General features: G+C 71.3%; 14 protein-coding genes and 2 riboswitches. Of the genes, 6 read left to right on the top strand and 8 right to left on the bottom strand.

The genetic code is table 11. The features are described 5' to 3' along the window. Window positions 1-110: 110 nt before the first annotated feature. Together INQ48_19770 and INQ48_19765 are read left to right on the top strand one after the other, a co-directional pair. Window positions 111-1,694 carry a DUF1800 domain-containing protein gene (locus INQ48_19770; protein QRF55622.1) on the top strand — a complete coding sequence of 528 codons (1,584 nt, stop codon included), beginning with the start codon at window positions 111-113 and terminating at the stop codon, window positions 1,692-1,694. 26 nt (window positions 1,695-1,720) lie between these two features. Further along, a complete protein-coding gene (locus INQ48_19765; protein QRF55621.1) occupies window positions 1,721-2,932 on the top strand; it encodes a DUF1501 domain-containing protein in 1,212 nt (403 codons plus the stop codon). Between the two features lie 3 nt (window positions 2,933-2,935). Here the strand turns inward: INQ48_19765 and INQ48_19760 are convergent, their stop codons facing one another. Together INQ48_19760 and INQ48_19755 are read right to left on the bottom strand one after the other, a co-directional pair. Further along, a complete protein-coding gene (locus tag INQ48_19760; GenBank protein QRF55620.1) occupies window positions 2,936-3,562 on the bottom strand; it encodes a hypothetical protein in 627 nt (208 codons plus the stop codon). A 15-nt stretch (window positions 3,563-3,577) separates the two neighbouring features. Then, window positions 3,578-4,585 carry a hypothetical protein gene (locus INQ48_19755; GenBank protein ID QRF55619.1) on the bottom strand — a complete coding sequence of 336 codons (1,008 nt, stop codon included), beginning with the start codon at window positions 4,583-4,585 and terminating at the stop codon, window positions 3,578-3,580. A 140-nt stretch (window positions 4,586-4,725) separates the two neighbouring features. Here INQ48_19755 and INQ48_19750 point away from each other — a divergent pair, with 140 nt between their 5' ends. From INQ48_19750 to INQ48_19735, 4 genes are all read left to right on the top strand, one after another. Continuing rightward, window positions 4,726-5,787, top strand: coding sequence for a nitronate monooxygenase (locus INQ48_19750; GenBank protein QRF55618.1), 1,062 nt, complete (start codon window positions 4,726-4,728; stop codon window positions 5,785-5,787). Window positions 5,788-5,817: 30 nt separating this feature from the next. Further along, the gene (locus tag INQ48_19745; GenBank protein ID QRF55617.1) at window positions 5,818-6,486 is read left to right on the top strand and encodes a phospholipase; all 669 of its coding nucleotides are present in this window, start codon (window positions 5,818-5,820) and stop codon (window positions 6,484-6,486) included. A 221-nt stretch (window positions 6,487-6,707) separates the two neighbouring features. After that, on the top strand, window positions 6,708-7,598 hold the full coding sequence (locus INQ48_19740) for a DUF3014 domain-containing protein (GenBank protein ID QRF60811.1): 891 nt from the start codon (window positions 6,708-6,710) through the stop codon (window positions 7,596-7,598). A 124-nt stretch (window positions 7,599-7,722) separates the two neighbouring features. Further along, a complete protein-coding gene (locus INQ48_19735; protein QRF55616.1) occupies window positions 7,723-9,288 on the top strand; it encodes an alpha/beta hydrolase in 1,566 nt (521 codons plus the stop codon). On the opposite strand, the gene INQ48_19730 is transcribed toward INQ48_19735, so the two are convergent. The 6 genes from INQ48_19730 to INQ48_19705 all read right to left on the bottom strand — a co-directional run bounded on the left by INQ48_19730 (window position 9,231) and on the right by INQ48_19705 (window position 17,282). Next, complete coding sequence (locus tag INQ48_19730) at window positions 9,231-9,962, bottom strand: Crp/Fnr family transcriptional regulator (GenBank protein ID QRF55615.1); 732 nt, start codon at window positions 9,960-9,962, stop codon at window positions 9,231-9,233. The two genes, INQ48_19735 and INQ48_19730, sit on opposite strands and share 58 nt — an antisense overlap. Window positions 9,963-9,978: 16 nt before the next feature. After that, window positions 9,979-12,891 carry an aminomethyl-transferring glycine dehydrogenase gene (gene gcvP / locus INQ48_19725; protein ID QRF55614.1) on the bottom strand — a complete coding sequence of 971 codons (2,913 nt, stop codon included), beginning with the start codon at window positions 12,889-12,891 and terminating at the stop codon, window positions 9,979-9,981. Window positions 12,892-13,079: 188 nt separating this feature from the next. Continuing rightward, window positions 13,080-13,451: a glycine cleavage system protein GcvH gene (gene gcvH / locus INQ48_19720; protein QRF55613.1), complete on the bottom strand. Its 372-nt coding sequence runs from the start codon at window positions 13,449-13,451 to the stop codon at window positions 13,080-13,082. A gap of 83 nt (window positions 13,452-13,534) precedes the next feature. Next, complete coding sequence (gene gcvT / locus INQ48_19715; GenBank protein ID QRF55612.1) at window positions 13,535-14,734, bottom strand: glycine cleavage system aminomethyltransferase GcvT; 1,200 nt, start codon at window positions 14,732-14,734, stop codon at window positions 13,535-13,537. A 15-nt stretch (window positions 14,735-14,749) separates the two neighbouring features. Beyond that, a riboswitch (glycine riboswitch) is annotated at window positions 14,750-14,856 on the bottom strand. Window positions 14,857-14,876: 20 nt separating this feature from the next. Further along, window positions 14,877-14,960, bottom strand: a riboswitch (glycine riboswitch). 22 nt (window positions 14,961-14,982) lie between these two features. Next, window positions 14,983-15,942 carry an alpha/beta hydrolase gene (locus INQ48_19710; GenBank protein QRF55611.1) on the bottom strand — a complete coding sequence of 320 codons (960 nt, stop codon included), beginning with the start codon at window positions 15,940-15,942 and terminating at the stop codon, window positions 14,983-14,985. Then, window positions 15,939-17,282: an amidohydrolase family protein gene (locus INQ48_19705; GenBank protein QRF55610.1), complete on the bottom strand. Its 1,344-nt coding sequence runs from the start codon at window positions 17,280-17,282 to the stop codon at window positions 15,939-15,941. Before INQ48_19705 ends, INQ48_19710 begins: the two co-directional genes overlap by 4 nt. Between the last annotated feature and the right edge of the window lie 2 nt (window positions 17,283-17,284).

Here is a 17,284-nt window from a genome sequence, read left to right as displayed (position 1 = left end):
CGTCATGAGCCGCGGCTGCGTTTCGCCTTGAAACGAAGCTGACTCGCGGCTTTACACGGCGCTGGCATGCTGGGGTCAACCGCGCACCGAGGGCGCGGGTTGAACCCACCATGCACATCTTTTCGATCCGGTCGCGCCTCGCGAGGGGCGCATGGCTGGCGGCCGCGGCGCTGTGGCTCGCGGGCTGCGCGCTCGGCACGCGGCCCGATGCGACACCGATCGCGCTGCGCGGCGCACCGCCCGATGCACTGACCCAGCTGCGCTGGCTCGACCGCGTGAGCTGGGGCGCGAACGCCAGCGGTCAGGCCGAGGTCACCAAGCAGGGCTTGGCGGTGTGGATGGGACGGCAACTCAAGCCCGTGCCACAGCCGCTGCCGCCCGAGGCCCAGGCGCAGATCGACGCGATGGAGATCGCGCGCACGCCCATGGACACGCTCGCGATCGCGCTCGATGCCGAGCGCAAGGCCGCCGACGCGCTGGCCGACGAGGACCAGAAGAAGGCCGCGCGCCAGGCCTACCAGCAGCACCTGAACCGGCTCGCGCGCGAGGCGCAGCAGCGCTTCGTGCTGCGCGCGCTCTATTCGCCGAACCAGCTGCAGGAGCAGATGACCTGGTTCTGGATGAACCACTTCAACGTCAGCCAGCGCAAGGGCGGCGACATGCGCGCGCTGATCGGCGACTACGAGGAGAACGCGATCCGCCCGCAGGCGCTGGGGCGGTTTCGCGACCTGCTCGGTGCCACGCTGCACCATCCCGCGATGCTGCGCTACCTCGACAACGTGCAGAACGCCGCCAACCGCATCAACGAGAACTACGCGCGCGAGCTGATGGAGCTGCACACGCTCGGCGTGGGCAGCGGCTATTCGCAGGCCGACGTGCAGGAACTCGCGCGCGTGCTCACCGGTGTCGGCGTGAGCCTGCAGCCGGCCGATGCGCCGCCGCCGAAGCTCAAGGCCGCGATCGCCGCCGACTACCGGCGCCAGGGCCTGTTCGAGTTCAATCCCAACCGCCACGACTACGGTCCCAAGACGCTGCTGGGCGAGCCGATCCGCGGTCGCGGCCTGGCCGAGGTCGACGAGGCGCTCGACCGCCTCGCGCGCGCGCCGGCCACCGCGCGCTTCGTCTCGCGCAAGCTCGCCGTCTATTTCGTGGCCGACGATCCGCAGAGCGCGCTGGTCGAGCGCATGGCCGCGAGCTTCACGCGCAGCGATGGCGATATCGCCGCCACCTTGCGCACGCTGTTCGAGTCGCCCGAATTCGCGGCATCGCTGGGCCGCAAGTTCCGCGACCCGGTGCACTACGTGGTGGCCGGCGTGCGGCTGGCCTACGACGGCCGCGTGGTGGCGAACGTGGGCCCGATGCTCAACTGGATCGACCGCATGGGCGAGCCGCTCTACGGCCACGAGACGCCCGATGGCTATCCGCTGCACGAGGCGGCCTGGGCCAGCGCCGGGCAGATGAACACGCGCTTCGAGATCGCGCGCGTCCTGGGTGCGACCGGTGCCGTGCTGTTTCTCAACGACACCAAGGCGCCGATGGAGAAACCGGCCTTCCCGCCACTGGCCGAATCGCCCGTCGTGCGCGAGCTGCAGACCGGCTTCGGCCCCGGCACGCGCGAGGTGCTCGCGCAGGCGAAGAACCCGCCCGAATGGAACACGCTGCTGCTGGCCGCGCCCGAGCTGATGCGCCGCTGACGCCCACCCCCACAAGGACCACGCTCATGCAACGCCGAGAACTGCTCCGTTTCGCCGCCGCCGCGCCGCTGGCCGGCGCCGCCGCCCGCCTGATCGCCGCGCCGGCCGCCGAGGGCGCCAAGCTGCTGGTCGTGTTCCTGCGCGGTGCCTACGACAGCACCAGCCTGCTGGTGCCCACCGCGAGCGACTTCTACTACGCCTCGCGGCCCGGCATCGCGATCGCGCGGCCGGGCACCAGCGGCGGCGCCTTGCCGCTCGATGCCGACTGGGGCCTGCATCCCGCGCTGGCGCAGAGCGTGATGCCGCTGTTCCAGCAGAAGCAGGCCGCGTTCATCGCCTTCGCCGGCACCGACGACCTCACGCGCAGCCACTTCGAGACGCAGGACGGCATCGAGCTGGGCCAGGCGCTCGACCGCCGGCGCGACTACCGCTCGGGCTTCCTCAACCGCCTCGCGGGCGTGCTCGGCGCGGGGCCGCTGACCGATGTCTCGCCGATGGCCTTCACGGACCAGTTGCCGATCTCGCTGCGCGGCGATGCGAGGGCCGCCAACATGGCGCTCGCGGGCAATGCGCGCCCCACGCTCGATGCGCGCCAGAGCCAGCTCATCGCCTCGATGTACCGCGACACGCCGCTCGCGCAGACCGTGGCCGAGGGCTTCCAGGTGCGCGACGAGGTGCGGCGCGCGATGCAGGCCGAGATGGACGCCGCCAGCCGCAACGCCATGACTTCCAGGGGCTTCGAACTCGTGGCGCGCCGCATGGCCGCGCTGATGCGCGAGCGCTACGACCTCGGCTTCGTCGACGTCGGCGGCTGGGACACGCACGTGGGGCAGGGCGCGGCCACCGGTTACCTCGCGAACCGCTTCGAGGAACTGGGCCGCGGCCTCGCGGCCTTCGCGCAGGAGATGGAGCCCGAGAACTGGCGCCAGACCGTGGTGGTGGTCATCAGCGAGTTCGGCCGCACCTTCCGCGAGAACGGCAACAAGGGCACCGACCATGGCCATGGCACGGTCTACTGGGTGCTCGGCGGCGGCCTCTCGGCGCAGGCCGGCGGCCGCGTGGTCGGCGAGCAGCAGGCGCTGACGGCCGCCACGCTGTTCCAGAACCGCGACTACCCGGTGCTCAACGAATACCGCGCGGTGCTCGGCGGGTTGTTCCAGCGCATGTACGGACTGTCGCCCGCGCAGGTCGCGAAGGTGTTCGACGGCGTGACGCCGAAGGACCTTCAGCTGGTGTGAGGCTCACCAGAACTTCCACCAGGGCTTGCGCACCGGCGCGGGCGCGGCCGAGGTCGCGGGTCGCTTCGCGCGCCCGGGCACGCCGCCCATCGCATTCGCGCTGAAGCGCACGCCGGGCGAAGCCTTCGCGGTGGCCGCGGCGCGCGCGCGGCCGTAGTTCATCGTCGGCGGCGCGAAGTTCGACGGCATGCCGTCGTCGTGCACGGCCAAGGTGCCGCCCGCGCGTTCCACCAGCAGCTGGTAGTAGTGCCAGACGTTGTCGCAGGGGCCGTTGACGATGCGGTTGTAGGCGCGGCGCCAGGGCCAGAACAGCTGCTCGCGCTGGGCGCTGCGCATGCCGGGGTAGCTGTCGTCGCCGAGCGCGACCACACCCCATTCGGCGCCATGGTTGCGGCGGAACACCTCGCCCACGTAGCTGCCCAGGCCCTTGGCGTAGTCGAAGACCTGCGCGTCGCTCGGCTTGTCGTTGCGCGCGCGCAGGTGCAGCTGCTGCAGCAGCGCCTCGACCTTGCGGATGCTGGCGTCGGTGAAATCGAGCGCCACATCAAAGTTGCGGCGCGCGCGCTCGATCATCTCGGCCGCGGCCTCGGTGGCCTCGGCTTCGATGCGGCGGTCGGGGATGAAGCCCATCGCTCGGCGCCCGTCTCAGAACGAGGGCACGGGATTGCGGCCCTGCACCAGCGCATAGGCGCCGTTGCGCAGGCTGTAGACCAGCTGCTCGTCGACGGCCTGCACGCGCAGGTCGTTCGCATCGCGCGTGGTCGCGCCCTTGAAGACGATCTGCAGCTCGCCCGGATCGTCCTGCGTGCCGAGCGCGAACTCGGGCTTGCCGTCGACGCGGTAGCAGGCGCCGCGCGGCGCTTCCTCGGGGCGCGTGCCCTGCAGCACCGGCTCGCAGGCACCGTCGGCACCGCCGTTGTCGGCGCCCAGCGGCACGCCCTCGATCAGCTGGCGCACCTCGGCGGCGCCGATCTCGTAGACCGAGAGCCAGCTGCCGCAGTAGCCCTGCCAGCAGCTGCCGCTCGTGACGGTCAGCACGAAGCGCTGCGGCGCGATGCGCTCGACGCGCGTGAGGCCGATGTTGCCCGAGAAGCCGAGGTAGTCGACACCGTCGTTGCGGCCCGCGAGCTTCCAGCCCGCGTCGCCCTGCTCGAAGAAATAGGCGCCCAGCCATGCGCCCGCCACGTGGGCATCCATCGGCTGACCGCGGTCGTCGAGCGGCACGGTCTCGGTGAGCAGCACGGCATGCGTGTCGTCGAGCCGGACCACCTCGCGCGGCGAGACCTGGGCGCGGGTCGGCGCGAAGCCCTCGGTCATCGGCTTGCCGTCGTTGCCGATCTCGGGCAGTTGCACGTCGTCGGTGCGGCTCGCGGTCTCGCCGACGGGCGGCGGCTCGAACAGCAGCGCCATCAGCGCATCGCGCTGCAGCGTGGCCGAGAATTCGGGCCGGGGCGTGGCGGGCGCCGCCGGGTCCGCGGCCGCGGGCGTGGCCTCCACGGCGGCCGTGTCCTGCGCAGCTGTCGCACTTTCGGATTCGTTCTGCGTGCAGGCCGTGAGCAGCATGAACATCACGGTACTCACAGCGAGCGATGCGAGCATCGCGAGGGGCCGGCGCTGCGAAGCGGGGCGGTTCGACGGGGTCGGTGTGCGCATGCGGGCATTGTTGCTCAAGCCGCGTCGATGACCCCGCGCGGGCGGCCCGACCGCGCTTCCCTTCAGAATCGGGGCGTGCGGCGCGCGCATCGGCATGCCGCGCCTTCCGAAGAATCCCCGTTCGCACTGGAGCCTCTTTCATGACCACCACCTCGACGCTGTTGCAACTGCTGGGCACCGAACTGCCGCTGATCCAGGCCCCCATGGCGGGCGTGCAGGGCAGCGCGATGGCGATCGCCGCGAGCAACGCCGGCGCGCTGGGCTCGCTGCCCTGCGCGATGCTCTCGAACGACGCCATCCGCGGCGAGGTCGCGGCGATCCGCGCGGGCACGACGAAGCCCTACAACCTCAACTTCTTCTGCCACCAGCCGCCGGTGCCGAGCGCCGAGCGCGAAGCCACCTGGCGCGCCGCGCTCGGTCCCTACTACGCCGAGTTCGGCATCGACCCCGCGGGCATCGCGGCCGGCCCGGGCCGCAACCCGTTCAGCGCCGAAATCGCCGAGCTGCTGGCCGAGTTCCGTCCGCCGGTGGTGAGCTTCCATTTCGGGCTGCCCTCGGCCGAGCTGCTCGCGCGCGTGAAGGGCTGGGGCGCGAAGGTGCTGGCCTCGGCCACCACCGTCGAGGAGGGCCGCTGGCTCGCGGCGAACGGCGCCGACGCGGTGATCGCACAGGGCCTCGAGGCCGGCGGGCACCGCGGCCATTTCCTGTCGCACGACCTCACGGCGCAGCTGGGCACCTTCGCGCTGCTGCCGCAACTGGCGCAGACGCTGCGCGTGCCGGTGATCGCCGCGGGCGGCATCGCCGATGCGCAGGGCGTGGCGGCCGCGATGGCGCTGGGCGCGGCGGGCGTGCAGGTGGGCACGGCCTACCTGCTGGCCAACGAGGCCACCACCAGCGCCATGCACCGCGGTGCGCTCAAGAGCGAGGCCGCACGCCACACGGCGCTGACCAACCTGTTCACCGGCCGGCCCGCGCGCGGCATCGTCAACCGCGTGATCCGCGAGCTGGGCCCGCTCGGCCCCCCGCCCGAATTCCCGCTCGCCACCTCGGCGATCGCGCCGCTGCGCGCCAAGGCCGAGGCCCAGGGCAGCGGCGACTTCTCGCCGCTGTGGTCGGGCCAGAACGCGAGCGGCTGCCGCGAACAGCCCACCGCCGAGATCACGCGCTCGCTCGCCGAAGGCTTCAAGGCTTCGCTGCGCTGACAGGACCCTCCGCTTTCTTCTTCCATCGACATGACCACGCTCCAACTGCCGCTTCAATTCCTCGAACAACCGACCGCCGCGGGCACGCGCGATCCCTGGCTGCTGGTGCTGATGCATGGCGTGGGCAGCAACGAGCAGGACCTGTTCGGCCTCGCGCGCCTGATGCCGCCGCAGTTCCATGTGCTGAGCCTGCGCGCGCCCTACGTGCTCACGCCGGGTTCCTATGCCTGGTTCGAGTTCGAGGTGCTGGCCGATGGCCAGCGCCGCATCGACGAGGACCAGGAGCGCGAGAGCCGCTTCCTGGTCGGCGAGATGCTGGCCTCGGCTTCGGCGCAACTGGGCATTCCGCCCGAGCGCGTGGTGGTCGGCGGCTTCAGCCAGGGCGGGATCATGGCGCTGTCGCTGCTGCTGACCAAACCGGCGTCGATGCGCGCCGCGATGGTCTGGCACAGCCGGCTGTTGCCGCAGGTGCTGCCCCATGTGGCCGCGCCCGAGGCCTTCGAAGGCAAGTCGCTGTGGGTGAGCCATGGCAGCGCCGACAACGTGATTCCGCCCGCGGCCGCGCAGGCCACGCGCGAACTGGCGCACGGCCTGCCGCTCGCGCTCGCGGGCAGCGATTTCCCCGGCGGCCACGAGATCCGGCCCGCTGAATTGCAAGGCACGCTGGCCTGGCTGCAGTCGCTCACGTCCGCGCACTGAGCGCCGAGCGCGCGCCCCGGAAACCGGTGGCGCCGCCTGCGTGTCGAGGGCGTGGCTGAACTTCCGTGTGGCGAGGGCGTCACATGGGGTTACGAGGACCGGCGCGTTCCGGTCCTCTTGTTCGTGCAACATGACGGTTCGTCATCACGCACCGCACGCCACAGGAGAGACACGCCGCCATGCCCGAGAACGACAACAACGACTTCCGTGCCGAACGCGACATGAGCACCGCGGGCGAGACCCGCGACTACGCACCGCGCCGCGAGCGCTCCATGCTGCCGTGGGCGCTGCTCGTGCTGGTGCTGCTGGTGGCCGGCTACTTCGGCTGGCGCTGGTACCAGCAGCAACAACAACCCGTGGCGCCGCCGGTGGCCGCCACCACCCCCGAAGACGCACCGCCCGCGCCCGCGCCGGCCCCCGCGGCCTCGGGCCCGCAGAACCCGGTCGATGCGCTCGCGCCGCCCGATGCCGCGCTGCCCGCGCTGGCCGATTCCGATTCGCGCGTGCTGAAGGCGCTGGCCGAACTGCTCGGCGGCAAGAACGCCAACGCCTTCCTGCGTCCCGACGGCGTGGTGCGGCGCTTCGTCGCCACGGTCGACAACCTCGCGCGCGAGCAGGCACCCGCGAGCGCGTGGCCGGTGCAGCCCACGGGCCAGCGTTTCATCACCGAAGGGCAGGGCGCCAACCAGACCATCGCGGCCAACAATGCCGCGCGCTACAACGGCTTCGTGCTGCTCGCGGAGTCGGTCGATCCAGCCAAGGCCGCGGGCGTGTACGCGCGGCTCTATCCGCTGTTCCAGCAGGCCTATGAAGAGCTCGGCTATCCGGGCCGCTATTTCAACGACCGGTTGATCGCCGTCATCGACCACCTGCTGGCCGCGCCCGAGCCCAAGGGCCCGGTGCAGGTGCGGCTGGTCGAGATCAAGGGCGACTATCCCTCGCAGCGCCCGTGGACGCGCTACGAGTACGTCGATCCGCAGCTCGAGTCGCTGTCCTCGGGCCAGAAGATCATGGTGCGCATGGGCCCGGAGAACGAGCGCAAGCTCAAGGCCAGCCTGCGCGCGCTGCGCCAGCAGATCGCCACGGGCGAGGTGGCGAAGAAGAAGTCCTGAGCGCGGGCCGGCAGCGCGCCGGCCACGCCCCTGGCGACGCCTTTGTTCCCGCGGGGACAAACAGCATGGCTCGCCGTTCCTAGAGTCGCGTGCTTCGAAAGACACGACGAGGAACGAACGAGACATGAAGACCCTGATCCACGCCATCGCGCTGTGCGCCGCCGCCTGCATGGCCTTGCCGGCGGCGCACGCGGCCACCGTGCAGCAGCATGCGGTGCAATCGACGGTGCCCGATCCGCTCGCCGGCGCCGAGGCGGCCAAGGGCACCAAGGTCGCGTTCACGCTGTTCCTGCCCGATGCGAAGCCCGAGGGCGGCTATCCGCTGGTGCTGCATGCGAGCGGCTTCGGCCTCGGCCGGCTGCGCGAACTGCCGCCGCGCGACACCGATCCGGGCGCGAGCTACTGGTCGCGCGTCGACCGCCTCGTGCCCACGCTGGTCGAGCGCGGCTACGCGGTGATCAGCTTCGACCACCGCGGCCACGGCGACAGCGGCGGCGACAGCCGCATCATGGATCCGCAATCCGAGATCGCCGACATCCGCAGCCTGATCGACTGGGCCGAGCGCGAGCTGCCGCTGCGCAAGGGCGCGGACGGCAAGCCGCGCATCGGCACCATCGGTGGCTCGTATGGCGGCGGCTACCAGATGCAGCTCGCGCAGCTCGATCCGCGCATCGCGACCGCGATCCCGTCGATGACCTGGTACGACCTGCAGCATTCGCTGGCGCCGCAGGGCGTGCTCAAGCAGGGCTTCGTGCAGTTCGAATGCTTCATGGCGCAGCGCGGCAAGGTGCGCGACGGCGGCCTGCTGCGGCCGCTGTGCGAGACGGCGCCGAAGGCCGGTGCCTGGGCCTGGAACGACATGGGCGCCGATGCGCAGCGGCTGCGCGATGCCTACCAGGCGCACGGGCCCTCGGGCCTGAGCTGGTCCGGGCAGCCGTCGCGCCGCGTCGATGCGCTGGTGGTGCAGGCCAGCGAGGACGTGCTGTTCGACATGGGCGAGGGCCTGCGCAACTGGCGCCAGCTCAAGGCCGGCGGCGGCGACGTGCGGCTCATGGTGCTGCGCTCGGGCCATGTGAATCCGCGCGCGGGGCAGCGCGACAAGCCGGCGCGCTGCGGCAGCGTCGATGCGATGGACGCGATGCTCGTCTGGCTCGATGCCAAGCTGCGCGACATCGAGCCGGCCGCGTCTTCGGTGCCACGGCTGTGCATCGCGCTCGACGACGGTACGGCCTTCGAGGGCACGGCGCCGATCGCGGCGCGGTTCGGCGCGGCCCTCGCGCGCACCGAGGTGCGCGCGGGTTCGCCGGCGCCGGTCTTCGTTCCCTTGCCGACCGATGCACCACGCGGCGCGGTGCTGGCCGGCGTGCCCGAGGCCGAGCTCGACGTGCGGGCGGCCGGCGGACCCGGCGTGGCGCTGGTGGGGCTCGCGCTGCGCCGCAACGGCGAACTGATGCTGCTGTCGGACCAGGTGGTGCCCGCGCCGCCGGGGCGGCAGCGCATCGCGCTCGGCGGCGTGGCCGCGCGCTTGCGTCCAGGCGACGAGCTCGGCGTGGCGCTGTTCGCCACGCATGCGCAGTACGTCTGGGCGCCCGCGTCGGGCGCGCCGGTGGCCGGCATCGCCGGCGACAACGCCTATGCGGTCTCGGGCCGCGTGTGGCTGCCGCTCGCGGCCGAGGGCGCGGCGCGGTAGGCACGCAGCGCATCGAGGTCGCGCAAGGTCACGATCTGGTAGCCGAGCGTGAGCAGGTCCTCGGCCTCGAGCCGTCGCAGCGCCGCGTTGAGCCGCGGGCGCGACATGTTGCAGTAGAGCGCGAGCTCGGCCTGCGAGACCTGCAGCTCGAGCGAGCGCGGCGGAAAGCCCGCGGGACCGAACAGCGAGGCCAGGCTCTGCGCGACCTTGGCGACCGGGTCGAGCGTGCGGTCCGACAGCGTGACGGCCATCGACTGCGTGAGCCGCTCGCTCAGCAGCTGCAGCACGAAGCGGTTGAAGGCGCGGTTGCCGTCGAGCAGGTGGAAGAAGGCCGCCTTCGGCATCTTGATGATCACCGCGTCGGACAGCGCCACCGCATCGCAAAAGCGCGGCTCGTTGCGGATCAGCTCGACCTCGCCGACCCAGCTGAAGGCCTGGCCCATGAAGGTGACCGGCTTGCCCGAGGCCGAGGTGGTGCACAGCTTCATGCTGCCGCGCCCCATGCCGACCCAGTGCTCGGCCGGATCGCCGCGGTGCCAGATGGCCTGGCCCGCGGCGAGTTCGACGAAGCGCAGCTGCGGCAGCAGCACCTCGGCCTCGTCGTCGCTCAGCGTGTGGGCCCAGACGCAGCCGCGCCAGCGCGACTTGAGCGAGGCGATCTCGCCGGGGTCCATGCGGCGTCGGTCAGAATCAGGCCGCTTCGGTTTCCTGGTACTCGCCCACCGGCACGCAGCTGCAGAACAGGTTGCGGTCGCCGTAGACGTTGTCGACGCGGCCGATCGGCGGCCAGTACTTGGCGTCCTTGAGCCCGGCCAGCGGGAAGGCGCCTAGCTCGCGCGCATAGGGATGGCCCCATTCGCTGCCGAGCAGGCTCGCGGCCGTGTGCGGCGCGTGCTTGAGCGGGTTGTCGTCCTTCGGCCAGACGCCTTCCTCGATGCGGCGGATCTCGCCGCGGATGGCGATCATCGCCTCGATGAAGCGGTCGAGCTCGGCCAGCGGCTCGCTCTCGGTCGGCTCCACCATCAGCGTGCCCGGCACCGGGAAGCTCAGCGTGGGCGCGTGGAAGCCGTAGTCGATCAGGCGCTTGGCGACGTCCTCGGCGGTGACGCCGCTGGTGTCCTTGAGCGGGCGCAGGTCGAGGATGCACTCGTGCGCGACATGGCCGTTGGGGCTCGCGTACAGCGTGGGATAGTGGTCCTTGAGCCGCGCGCTGATGTAGTTGGCGCTGAGGATCGCGGTCTCGGTCGCGGCCTGCAGGCCCTTCGCGCCCATCATGCGGCAGTACATCCAGCTGATCGGCAGCACGGCCGCATTGCCCAGCGGCGCCGCCGACACGGCGCCCACGCCATGGCCCGACACGCCCGCGGTCGCATGCCCCGGCAGGTAGGGCACGAGGTCCTCGACCACGCAGACCGGGCCCACGCCCGGACCGCCGCCGCCGTGCGGAATGCAGAAGGTCTTGTGCAGGTTCAGGTGGCTCACGTCGCCGCCGAACTCGCCCGGCGCGGCCACGCCCACCAGCGCATTCATGTTGGCGCCGTCGACGTACACGCGGCCGCCGTGCGCATGCACCAGCTCGCACAGCTCCTTCACGCGGGTCTCGAACACGCCGTGCGTGCTCGGGTAGGTGATCATCACCGCGGCCAGGTTCCTGCCGTGCTTCTCGCAGGCGCGCTTCAGGTCGTCGAGGTCGACGTTGCCCTGCGCGTCGCAGGCCGTCACCACCACCTGCAGGCCCACCATCTGCGCGCTCGCGGGATTGGTGCCGTGCGCCGACGAGGGGATCAGGCAGATGTTGCGGTGGCCTTCGCCCTTGGCCTCGTGGAAGGCGCGGATCGCCAGCAGGCCCGCGTACTCGCCCTGCGAGCCGGCATTGGGCTGCAGGCTGATGCCCGCGTAGCCGGTGGCTTCGCAGAGCCAGGCGCGCAGCTGGGCGTCGAGCTGGGCATAGCCCTGCAGCTGCTCGGCCGGCGCGAAGGGATGGATGTTCGCGAACTCGGGCCAGGTGATCGGGATCATCTCGCTGGTCGCGTTGAGCTTCATGGTGCAGCTGCCCAGCGGGATCATGCTGCGGTCGAGCGCGAGGTCCTTGTCCGACAGGCTGCGGATGTAGCGCAGCATCGCGGTCTCGCTCTTGTGGGTGTTGAACACCGGGTGCGACAGGAAGGTGCTCGCGCGGCGCAGTTCCTGCGGGATGCGCGGCGCGGTGTTGGCGGCCAGTTCCTCGAAGCGCGGCATCGGCGTGCCGGCGGGCACGAACAGCGCCCACAGGGTCTCGACGTCGGCGCGCGTGCTGGTCTCGTCGAGCGAGATGCCCAGGTGCTGCTGCAGCCGCTGGCGCAGGTTCACGTTGGCGGCCTGCGCGCGCTCGAGGATCTTCGCGGTGTCGTCGCCGGTGCGGATGGTCAGCGAGTCGAAGGCGGTCTCGTTGACCGGCTCGCGGCCCATCTGGGCCAGGCCGCGCGCGAGGATGGCGGTGAGCGCGGCCACGCGCTGCGCGATGCGCGTGAGGCCGTCGGGGCCGTGATAGACCGCGTACATGCTCGCGACCACCGCGGGCAGCACCTGCGCGGTACAGATGTTCGAGGTCGCCTTCTCGCGCCGGATGTGCTGCTCGCGCGTCTGCAGCGCAAGGCGGTAGGCGGGGCGGCCATGGGTGTCGACGCTCACGCCGACCAGGCGGCCCGGCAGCGAGCGCTTGAAATCGTCGCGGCAGGCCAGGTAGGCCGCGTGCGGGCCGCCGTTGCACAGCGGCATGCCGAAGCGCTGGGTGGTTCCGCAGACGATGTCGGCATCCCATTCGCCGGGTGGCGCGAGCAGGGTCAGCGCCAGCAGGTCGGCCGCGACGCAGAAGGCCGCGCCGTACTGATGCGCGTGGCCCGCGAGCGGGCGCAGGTCGTGCACGTGGCCGGTGGTGGCCGGGTACTGCGCCAGCACGCCGAAGAATTCGCCGCTGGCCATCAGGTGCGGCAGGGTTTCCGAGGCGGTGCTGACCTTGACCTCGATGCCCAGCGGCGCGGCGCGGGTCTTCACCACCTCGATGGTCTGCGGATGGCAGTCGCCCGAGACCAGGAACACGTTGCTTTTGCTCTTCACGCTGCGCTTGGCCAGCGTCATCGCCTCGGCGGCCGCGGTGGCCTCGTCGAGCATCGAGGCATTGGCGATCGCCATGCCCGTGAGGTCGCAGACCATGGTCTGGAAGTTGACCAGCGCCTCCATGCGGCCCTGCGAGATCTCGGCCTGGTAGGGCGTGTAGGCCGTGTACCAGGCCGGGTTCTCGAGGATGTTGCGCAGGATCACGCCCGGCGTGTGGGTGCCGTAGTAGCCCTGGCCGATGAAGTTGCGGAACACCTTGTTCTTCGCCGCGATCGCCTTGAGCTCGGCCAGCGCGTCGGCCTCGGTGGCCGGTGCCGGCAGCCGCATCGGCTTGCTGCGCCGGATCGCCGCGGGCACGATGCCGTCGATGAGTTCGGCGCGCGTGGCCGACCCGATCACGGGCAGCATGCGCGCCTCGTCGTCGGCATCGATGCCGATGTGGCGGGCGATGAATTCCTCGGCGTTCTCGAGTTCTTGCAGGGTGGGCAGGGCGGCGGGGGTGGGCATGGCGGGCGGGGGAGGAAGGAGCGGGGGAGCGGACTTCCGGACGCAGAGGACGCGAAGGTTACGCAAAGGGCGCGAAAGAATTCGATGAAAAAAGAACCAGGCAGAGGGCGATGCCGAAGCCGGTTCTCCTTTTTGCGTTCTTCGCGAAACCTTCGCGTCCTCTGCGTCCGGCAATCCGATTTCGGAACTTAGGCTTCTTCGGCAAATTTGCCGTAGGCGGTTTCGTCCATCAGCGCGTCGAGCTGCGCCGGTTCGGACAGCTTGACCTTGAAGAACCAGCCTTCGGCCAGCGGCGCGCTGTTGGCGAGCGAGGGATCGGCGCGCAGGGCTTCGTTGACTTCGGTGATCTCGCCCGAGACGGGCATGAACACGTCGGCCGCGGCCTTCACCGATTCGACGACGCCGGCGACATCGCCCTGGGCGAAGCTCTTGCCGACCTCGGGCAGGTCGACGAAGACCACGTCGCCCAGCGCGTCCTGCGCATGGACGGTGATGCCGACCGTGGCGTTGCCGCCCTCGGCCTGCACCCATTCGTGGTCCTTGGTGTACTTGATGGTCATGTTGAAAAACTCCTCGTGGATAAAAAGTGGCCGATGCCGGGGCGTAGGTTAGCCGCGACGGCGGTCCGCCGGATGTCGGGTCGTCAGCCGCGGTAGTAGCGCGTCGGCACGAAGGGCAGGGTCGACACCTCCATCGGCACCGGCTTGCCGCGCACGATGGCCTGCACCCGGGTGCCGGGCTCGGCGAAGGCGGTGGCCACGTAGCCCATGGCGACCGGCCGGTCGGCCGTCGGGCCCAGCAGGCCGCTGGTGACCTGGCCGATGTCCTGGCCCTCGAAGGATTGCAGCGGCGTGCCGTCGCGCACCGGGATGCGCTCGAGCGCGACCAGGCCGACGCGGCGACGCTTGAGCGTGTCGTGGTCGAGGTGGCCGGCCGCGCCGGTGGCGGCCACGAGCTGGGCCAGGATCTTCTCGGCGCCGGGGAAGCCGCCCGCGCGCGCGCCGCCCGTGCGGCGCACCTTCTGGATCGCCCAGTTGAGCGAGGCCTCGACCGGCGTGGTGCCGGTGTCGATGTCGCTGCCGTAGAGGCACAGGCCGGCCTCGAGCCGCAGCGAGTTGCGCGCGCCCAGGCCGATGGGCTCGACCTCGGGCTGGGCCAGCAGCAGCCGCGCCAGCGCCTCGGCCTCCTTCGCGGCGACCGAGATCTCGAAGCCGTCCTCGCCGGTGTAGCCGCTGCGCGTGACAAAGGCTTCGATGCCGCCGATCTGCACGGCGCCGCCGGTCATGAACACGAAGCGCTCGATGCCGGGCGACAGCCGCGCCAGCGTGGCCGCGGCCTGCGGGCCCTGCAGCGCGAGCAGCGCCTGATCGGGCAGCGGCTGCACCTGGCAGCGCTGGCCGATCCTCTGCTGGATGTGGGCGATGTCGGCCACCTTGCAGGCGCCGTTGACGATCACGAACAGCGAGCCGTTGCCTTCGTTGAAGAACATCAGGTCGTCGAGGATGCCGCCCTGGTCGTCGAGCAGCAGGCCGTAGCGCTGCTTGCCCGCGGGCAGGTCGATCACGTCGACCGGCATCAGGGTCTCGAAGGCGGCCGCGGCATCGGGGCCGGACAGGCGCAGCTGGCCCATGTGGGAGATGTCGAACAGGCCCGCGGCCTCGCGCGTGTGCCTGTGCTCGGCCATCAGGCCGGCGGGGTACTGGACCGGCATCGAATAGCCGGCGAAGGGCACCATGCGGGCGCCGAGTTCCAGGTGCAGCGCGTGCAGCGGGGTCTTGAGCAGTTCGGATTCGGGGGCGGAAGCAGCCACGGGGCACTCCTGGGGGCAGCAATCGAATGCCATGGCTCGCGCCATGGGGCCACCCCTGCTGTCCGCTTTACCTGAGAGATTCGCCCCACGATCGGGGTTTGCTCCTTCGGTGGACCGGGCGCCTGCGGCACCGGCCTCTCTCCAGCAAGGAAACGCCGTCCCGCGAAGGCCGGCGCTGTGTCAGTCCTTTTGCCTGAGCGTTCGGGGGTTCCCTGCGCCTTCGGCGGCCCCGTGCGGGGCTCTCTCCTGACCCGGGCGAGTGTAGTGGATTGCGGGCCGCTTCAGCCGCGGCGGCGCAGCCGGTCCGACAGCGCCTGGCAGATGGCGTCGTGGGCGCGGCCGGCGGCGGCCGAGTGGGCGAAGAAGCCGAAGAAGGGGTGGAACATGTCGTCGAAGGCCAGCAGCCGGGTCGGCACGCCGGCCGCCTCGAGCCGGTGCGCGTAGGCCAGGCCTTCCTCGCGCAGCGGGTCATGGCCGGCGACGGCGATCAGGGTCGGCGGCAGGTCCGCGACGTTCGCCGCGCGCAGCGGGGAGGGCGGCACCTCGGCGGCGCGGTGGGCCAAGGTTCCCATGCTGAGCCGGGCGATCTCGCGCAGGTCGGCGGGCGCGAGCATCGGGTAGTCGATGCCGCGGGCCTCGATCGCGGCCACGTCGCGCGCCATGTCCAGGCCCGGCACCACCAGCAGCTGGGCCGCGAGCGGCCGCGTATGGCCGCGCAGCGCCAGCGCGGCGCAGGCGGCCAGGTTGGCGCCCGCGCTCTCGCCGGCCAGGGCGACCCGGGACGGATCGCCGCCGAGCATTTCCGCTTGGTCCAGCGCCCAGCGGGTCGCGGCCAGTGCATCGTCGTGCGCGGCCGGGAACGGGTGTTCGGGCGCCAGCCTGTAGTCCACCGAGACCACCACGGCCTCGACGTCGCGGCAGAGCTTGCGCGCGATGTCGTCCATCAGTTCGACGCTGCCGAGCGCGAAGCCGCCGCCGTGCAGGAACACCAAGGTCGGCAACACCGCTTCGGTAGAGACGGGCCGGTAAATCCGAACCGGCACGCGCAGGCCTTCGTGTTCGGCGACGCGGTCCTCGGTGGAAGCCACGACCGGCAGCGTCGTGCGCTCGCGCGCCGCCATCACCGCGCGACGCATGCGTTCGCGCGCCTCGCCGGGCGTGCCGGAGAACGGCGGCGGTGCCTTGTTCGCGCGCATCGCCGCGACGATCGCGGCGAGCTCGGGATCGAGCGGCGCGCTCATTGCAGCCCCAGCACATAGGCCTGCGAATCCGCCGCGCGCTGCCGCAGCCGATCGAGGTCCACATCGAGCAGGCGGCCGTCGCGCTTCACCGGACGGCCCGCGACGAACACGCTGTCGACATTGCCCGGATGGGCCGCCAGCACCACCGCGCCGACCGCGTCGGAGACCGGTGCGAGGTTCAGATCGTCGGCGCGGATCAGCACCACGTCGGCCTGCTTGCCCGGCGTGAGCGAGCCCACCTTGTGCGCCAGACCGTTCGCCTGCGCGCCGGCCACGGTGGCGAAGCCCAGCACGTCGCGCAGGCCCAGCGTCGCCGGGGCGTTCGTCGTCTTCGAATGGCCGCCGCCCATCCACGAGCGGTAGTACGCCAGGGCATGGCGCATCTGCGTGAACATGTCGCCCGCGCACTTGGTCTCGGTGTCGCCGCTGAGGCTGGGCCGGATGCCCACGGCCAGCAGCCGGTCGAACGGGATGTCGCCCATGCCCTGCGCATTGAGCTCGCAGTGCACGCCGAGCGAGGCGCTGACGCCGGCGTCGGCCATCATCGCGAACTCGTCATGGTGCGAGCAGCAGCAGTGCACGAAGGTCAGGTCGTCGCCGAGCACGCCGGCCTCGTGCATCTGCGCGATGCCGCGCACGGCGGCGTTGCGTGCGTAGGCGCCCATGTGGATGCTCGAGCGGATGCCGAGTTCGCGCGCCAGCCGCAGGTCGCCGAGCCAGGTCTCGCGCCGCGCCATCTCGGGGCCGCGCGCGGCCATCGCGAGCGTGAGCAGCTGGTCGTCGCTCGAGAAGTAGCGCTCGCGCAGCCGCCGGATGTCCTGCGGATGGCCGCGCTCGCTGCCGAACATCCACGAGGCGCCGTCGACCAGCGGCCAGCCGTGCGCGAACACGCCGCGGATGCCGGCGTCGCGCAGCGCCGCGATCGCCGCGTCGGAATGCTCGGGGCTGTTCTGCACGTGCGACCAGTCGAGCATGGTGGTGATGCCGCTGTCGAGCGCCGCGACCGCGCCCAGCAAGGTGCCGGTGTAGACGTCCTCGGGACGGTAGGCCGCGCCCTTGGCGCCCAGCATCTCGGCGAAGTAGATCTGCGAATCGATGTCGGCATAACGATGCCGCACGCAGCTCTGCCAGGTGTGTCGATGCGTGTCGACGAAGCCGGGCAGCACGATCATGCGGTCCGCCTCGATCCGTTCGGCCTGGGGTGCGTCGATGCGCGGCGCGATCGCGACGATGCGCTCGCCCTCGATCAGCACGTCGCCGTGACGCAGCTCGCCGATGGCCGGGTCCATGCTCAGCACCCAGCCGCCCGCGATCAGCAATGGCCTGTGGTCGTTCTTCATCG

The sequence above is a fragment of the Variovorax paradoxus genome (genome assembly GCA_016806145.1).
Lineage (GTDB): Bacteria > Pseudomonadota > Gammaproteobacteria > Burkholderiales > Burkholderiaceae_C > Variovorax.
This window is presented reverse-complemented; position numbering and strand designations above follow the sequence as displayed.

Excerpts from the sequence above, each read along its gene's own strand:
- INQ48_19770 (QRF55622.1), top strand. The coding sequence starts at position 111 with ATGCACATCTTTTCGATCCGGTCGCGCCTCGCGAGGGGCGCATGGCTG.
- INQ48_19765 (QRF55621.1), top strand. The coding sequence starts at position 1,721 with ATGCAACGCCGAGAACTGCTCCGTTTCGCCGCCGCCGCGCCGCTGGCC.
- INQ48_19760 (QRF55620.1), bottom strand. The coding sequence starts at position 3,562 with ATGGGCTTCATCCCCGACCGCCGCATCGAAGCCGAGGCCACCGAGGCC.
- INQ48_19755 (QRF55619.1), bottom strand. The coding sequence starts at position 4,585 with ATGCGCACACCGACCCCGTCGAACCGCCCCGCTTCGCAGCGCCGGCCC.
- INQ48_19750 (QRF55618.1), top strand. The coding sequence starts at position 4,726 with ATGACCACCACCTCGACGCTGTTGCAACTGCTGGGCACCGAACTGCCG.
- INQ48_19745 (QRF55617.1), top strand. The coding sequence starts at position 5,818 with ATGACCACGCTCCAACTGCCGCTTCAATTCCTCGAACAACCGACCGCC.
- INQ48_19740 (QRF60811.1), top strand. The coding sequence starts at position 6,708 with ATGAGCACCGCGGGCGAGACCCGCGACTACGCACCGCGCCGCGAGCGC.
- INQ48_19735 (QRF55616.1), top strand. The coding sequence starts at position 7,723 with ATGAAGACCCTGATCCACGCCATCGCGCTGTGCGCCGCCGCCTGCATG.
- INQ48_19730 (QRF55615.1), bottom strand. The coding sequence starts at position 9,962 with ATGGACCCCGGCGAGATCGCCTCGCTCAAGTCGCGCTGGCGCGGCTGC.
- gcvP (QRF55614.1), bottom strand. The coding sequence starts at position 12,891 with ATGCCCACCCCCGCCGCCCTGCCCACCCTGCAAGAACTCGAGAACGCC.
- gcvH (QRF55613.1), bottom strand. The coding sequence starts at position 13,451 with ATGACCATCAAGTACACCAAGGACCACGAATGGGTGCAGGCCGAGGGC.
- gcvT (QRF55612.1), bottom strand. The coding sequence starts at position 14,734 with ATGGCATTCGATTGCTGCCCCCAGGAGTGCCCCGTGGCTGCTTCCGCC.
- INQ48_19710 (QRF55611.1), bottom strand. The coding sequence starts at position 15,942 with ATGAGCGCGCCGCTCGATCCCGAGCTCGCCGCGATCGTCGCGGCGATG.
- INQ48_19705 (QRF55610.1), bottom strand. The coding sequence starts at position 17,282 with ATGAAGAACGACCACAGGCCATTGCTGATCGCGGGCGGCTGGGTGCTG.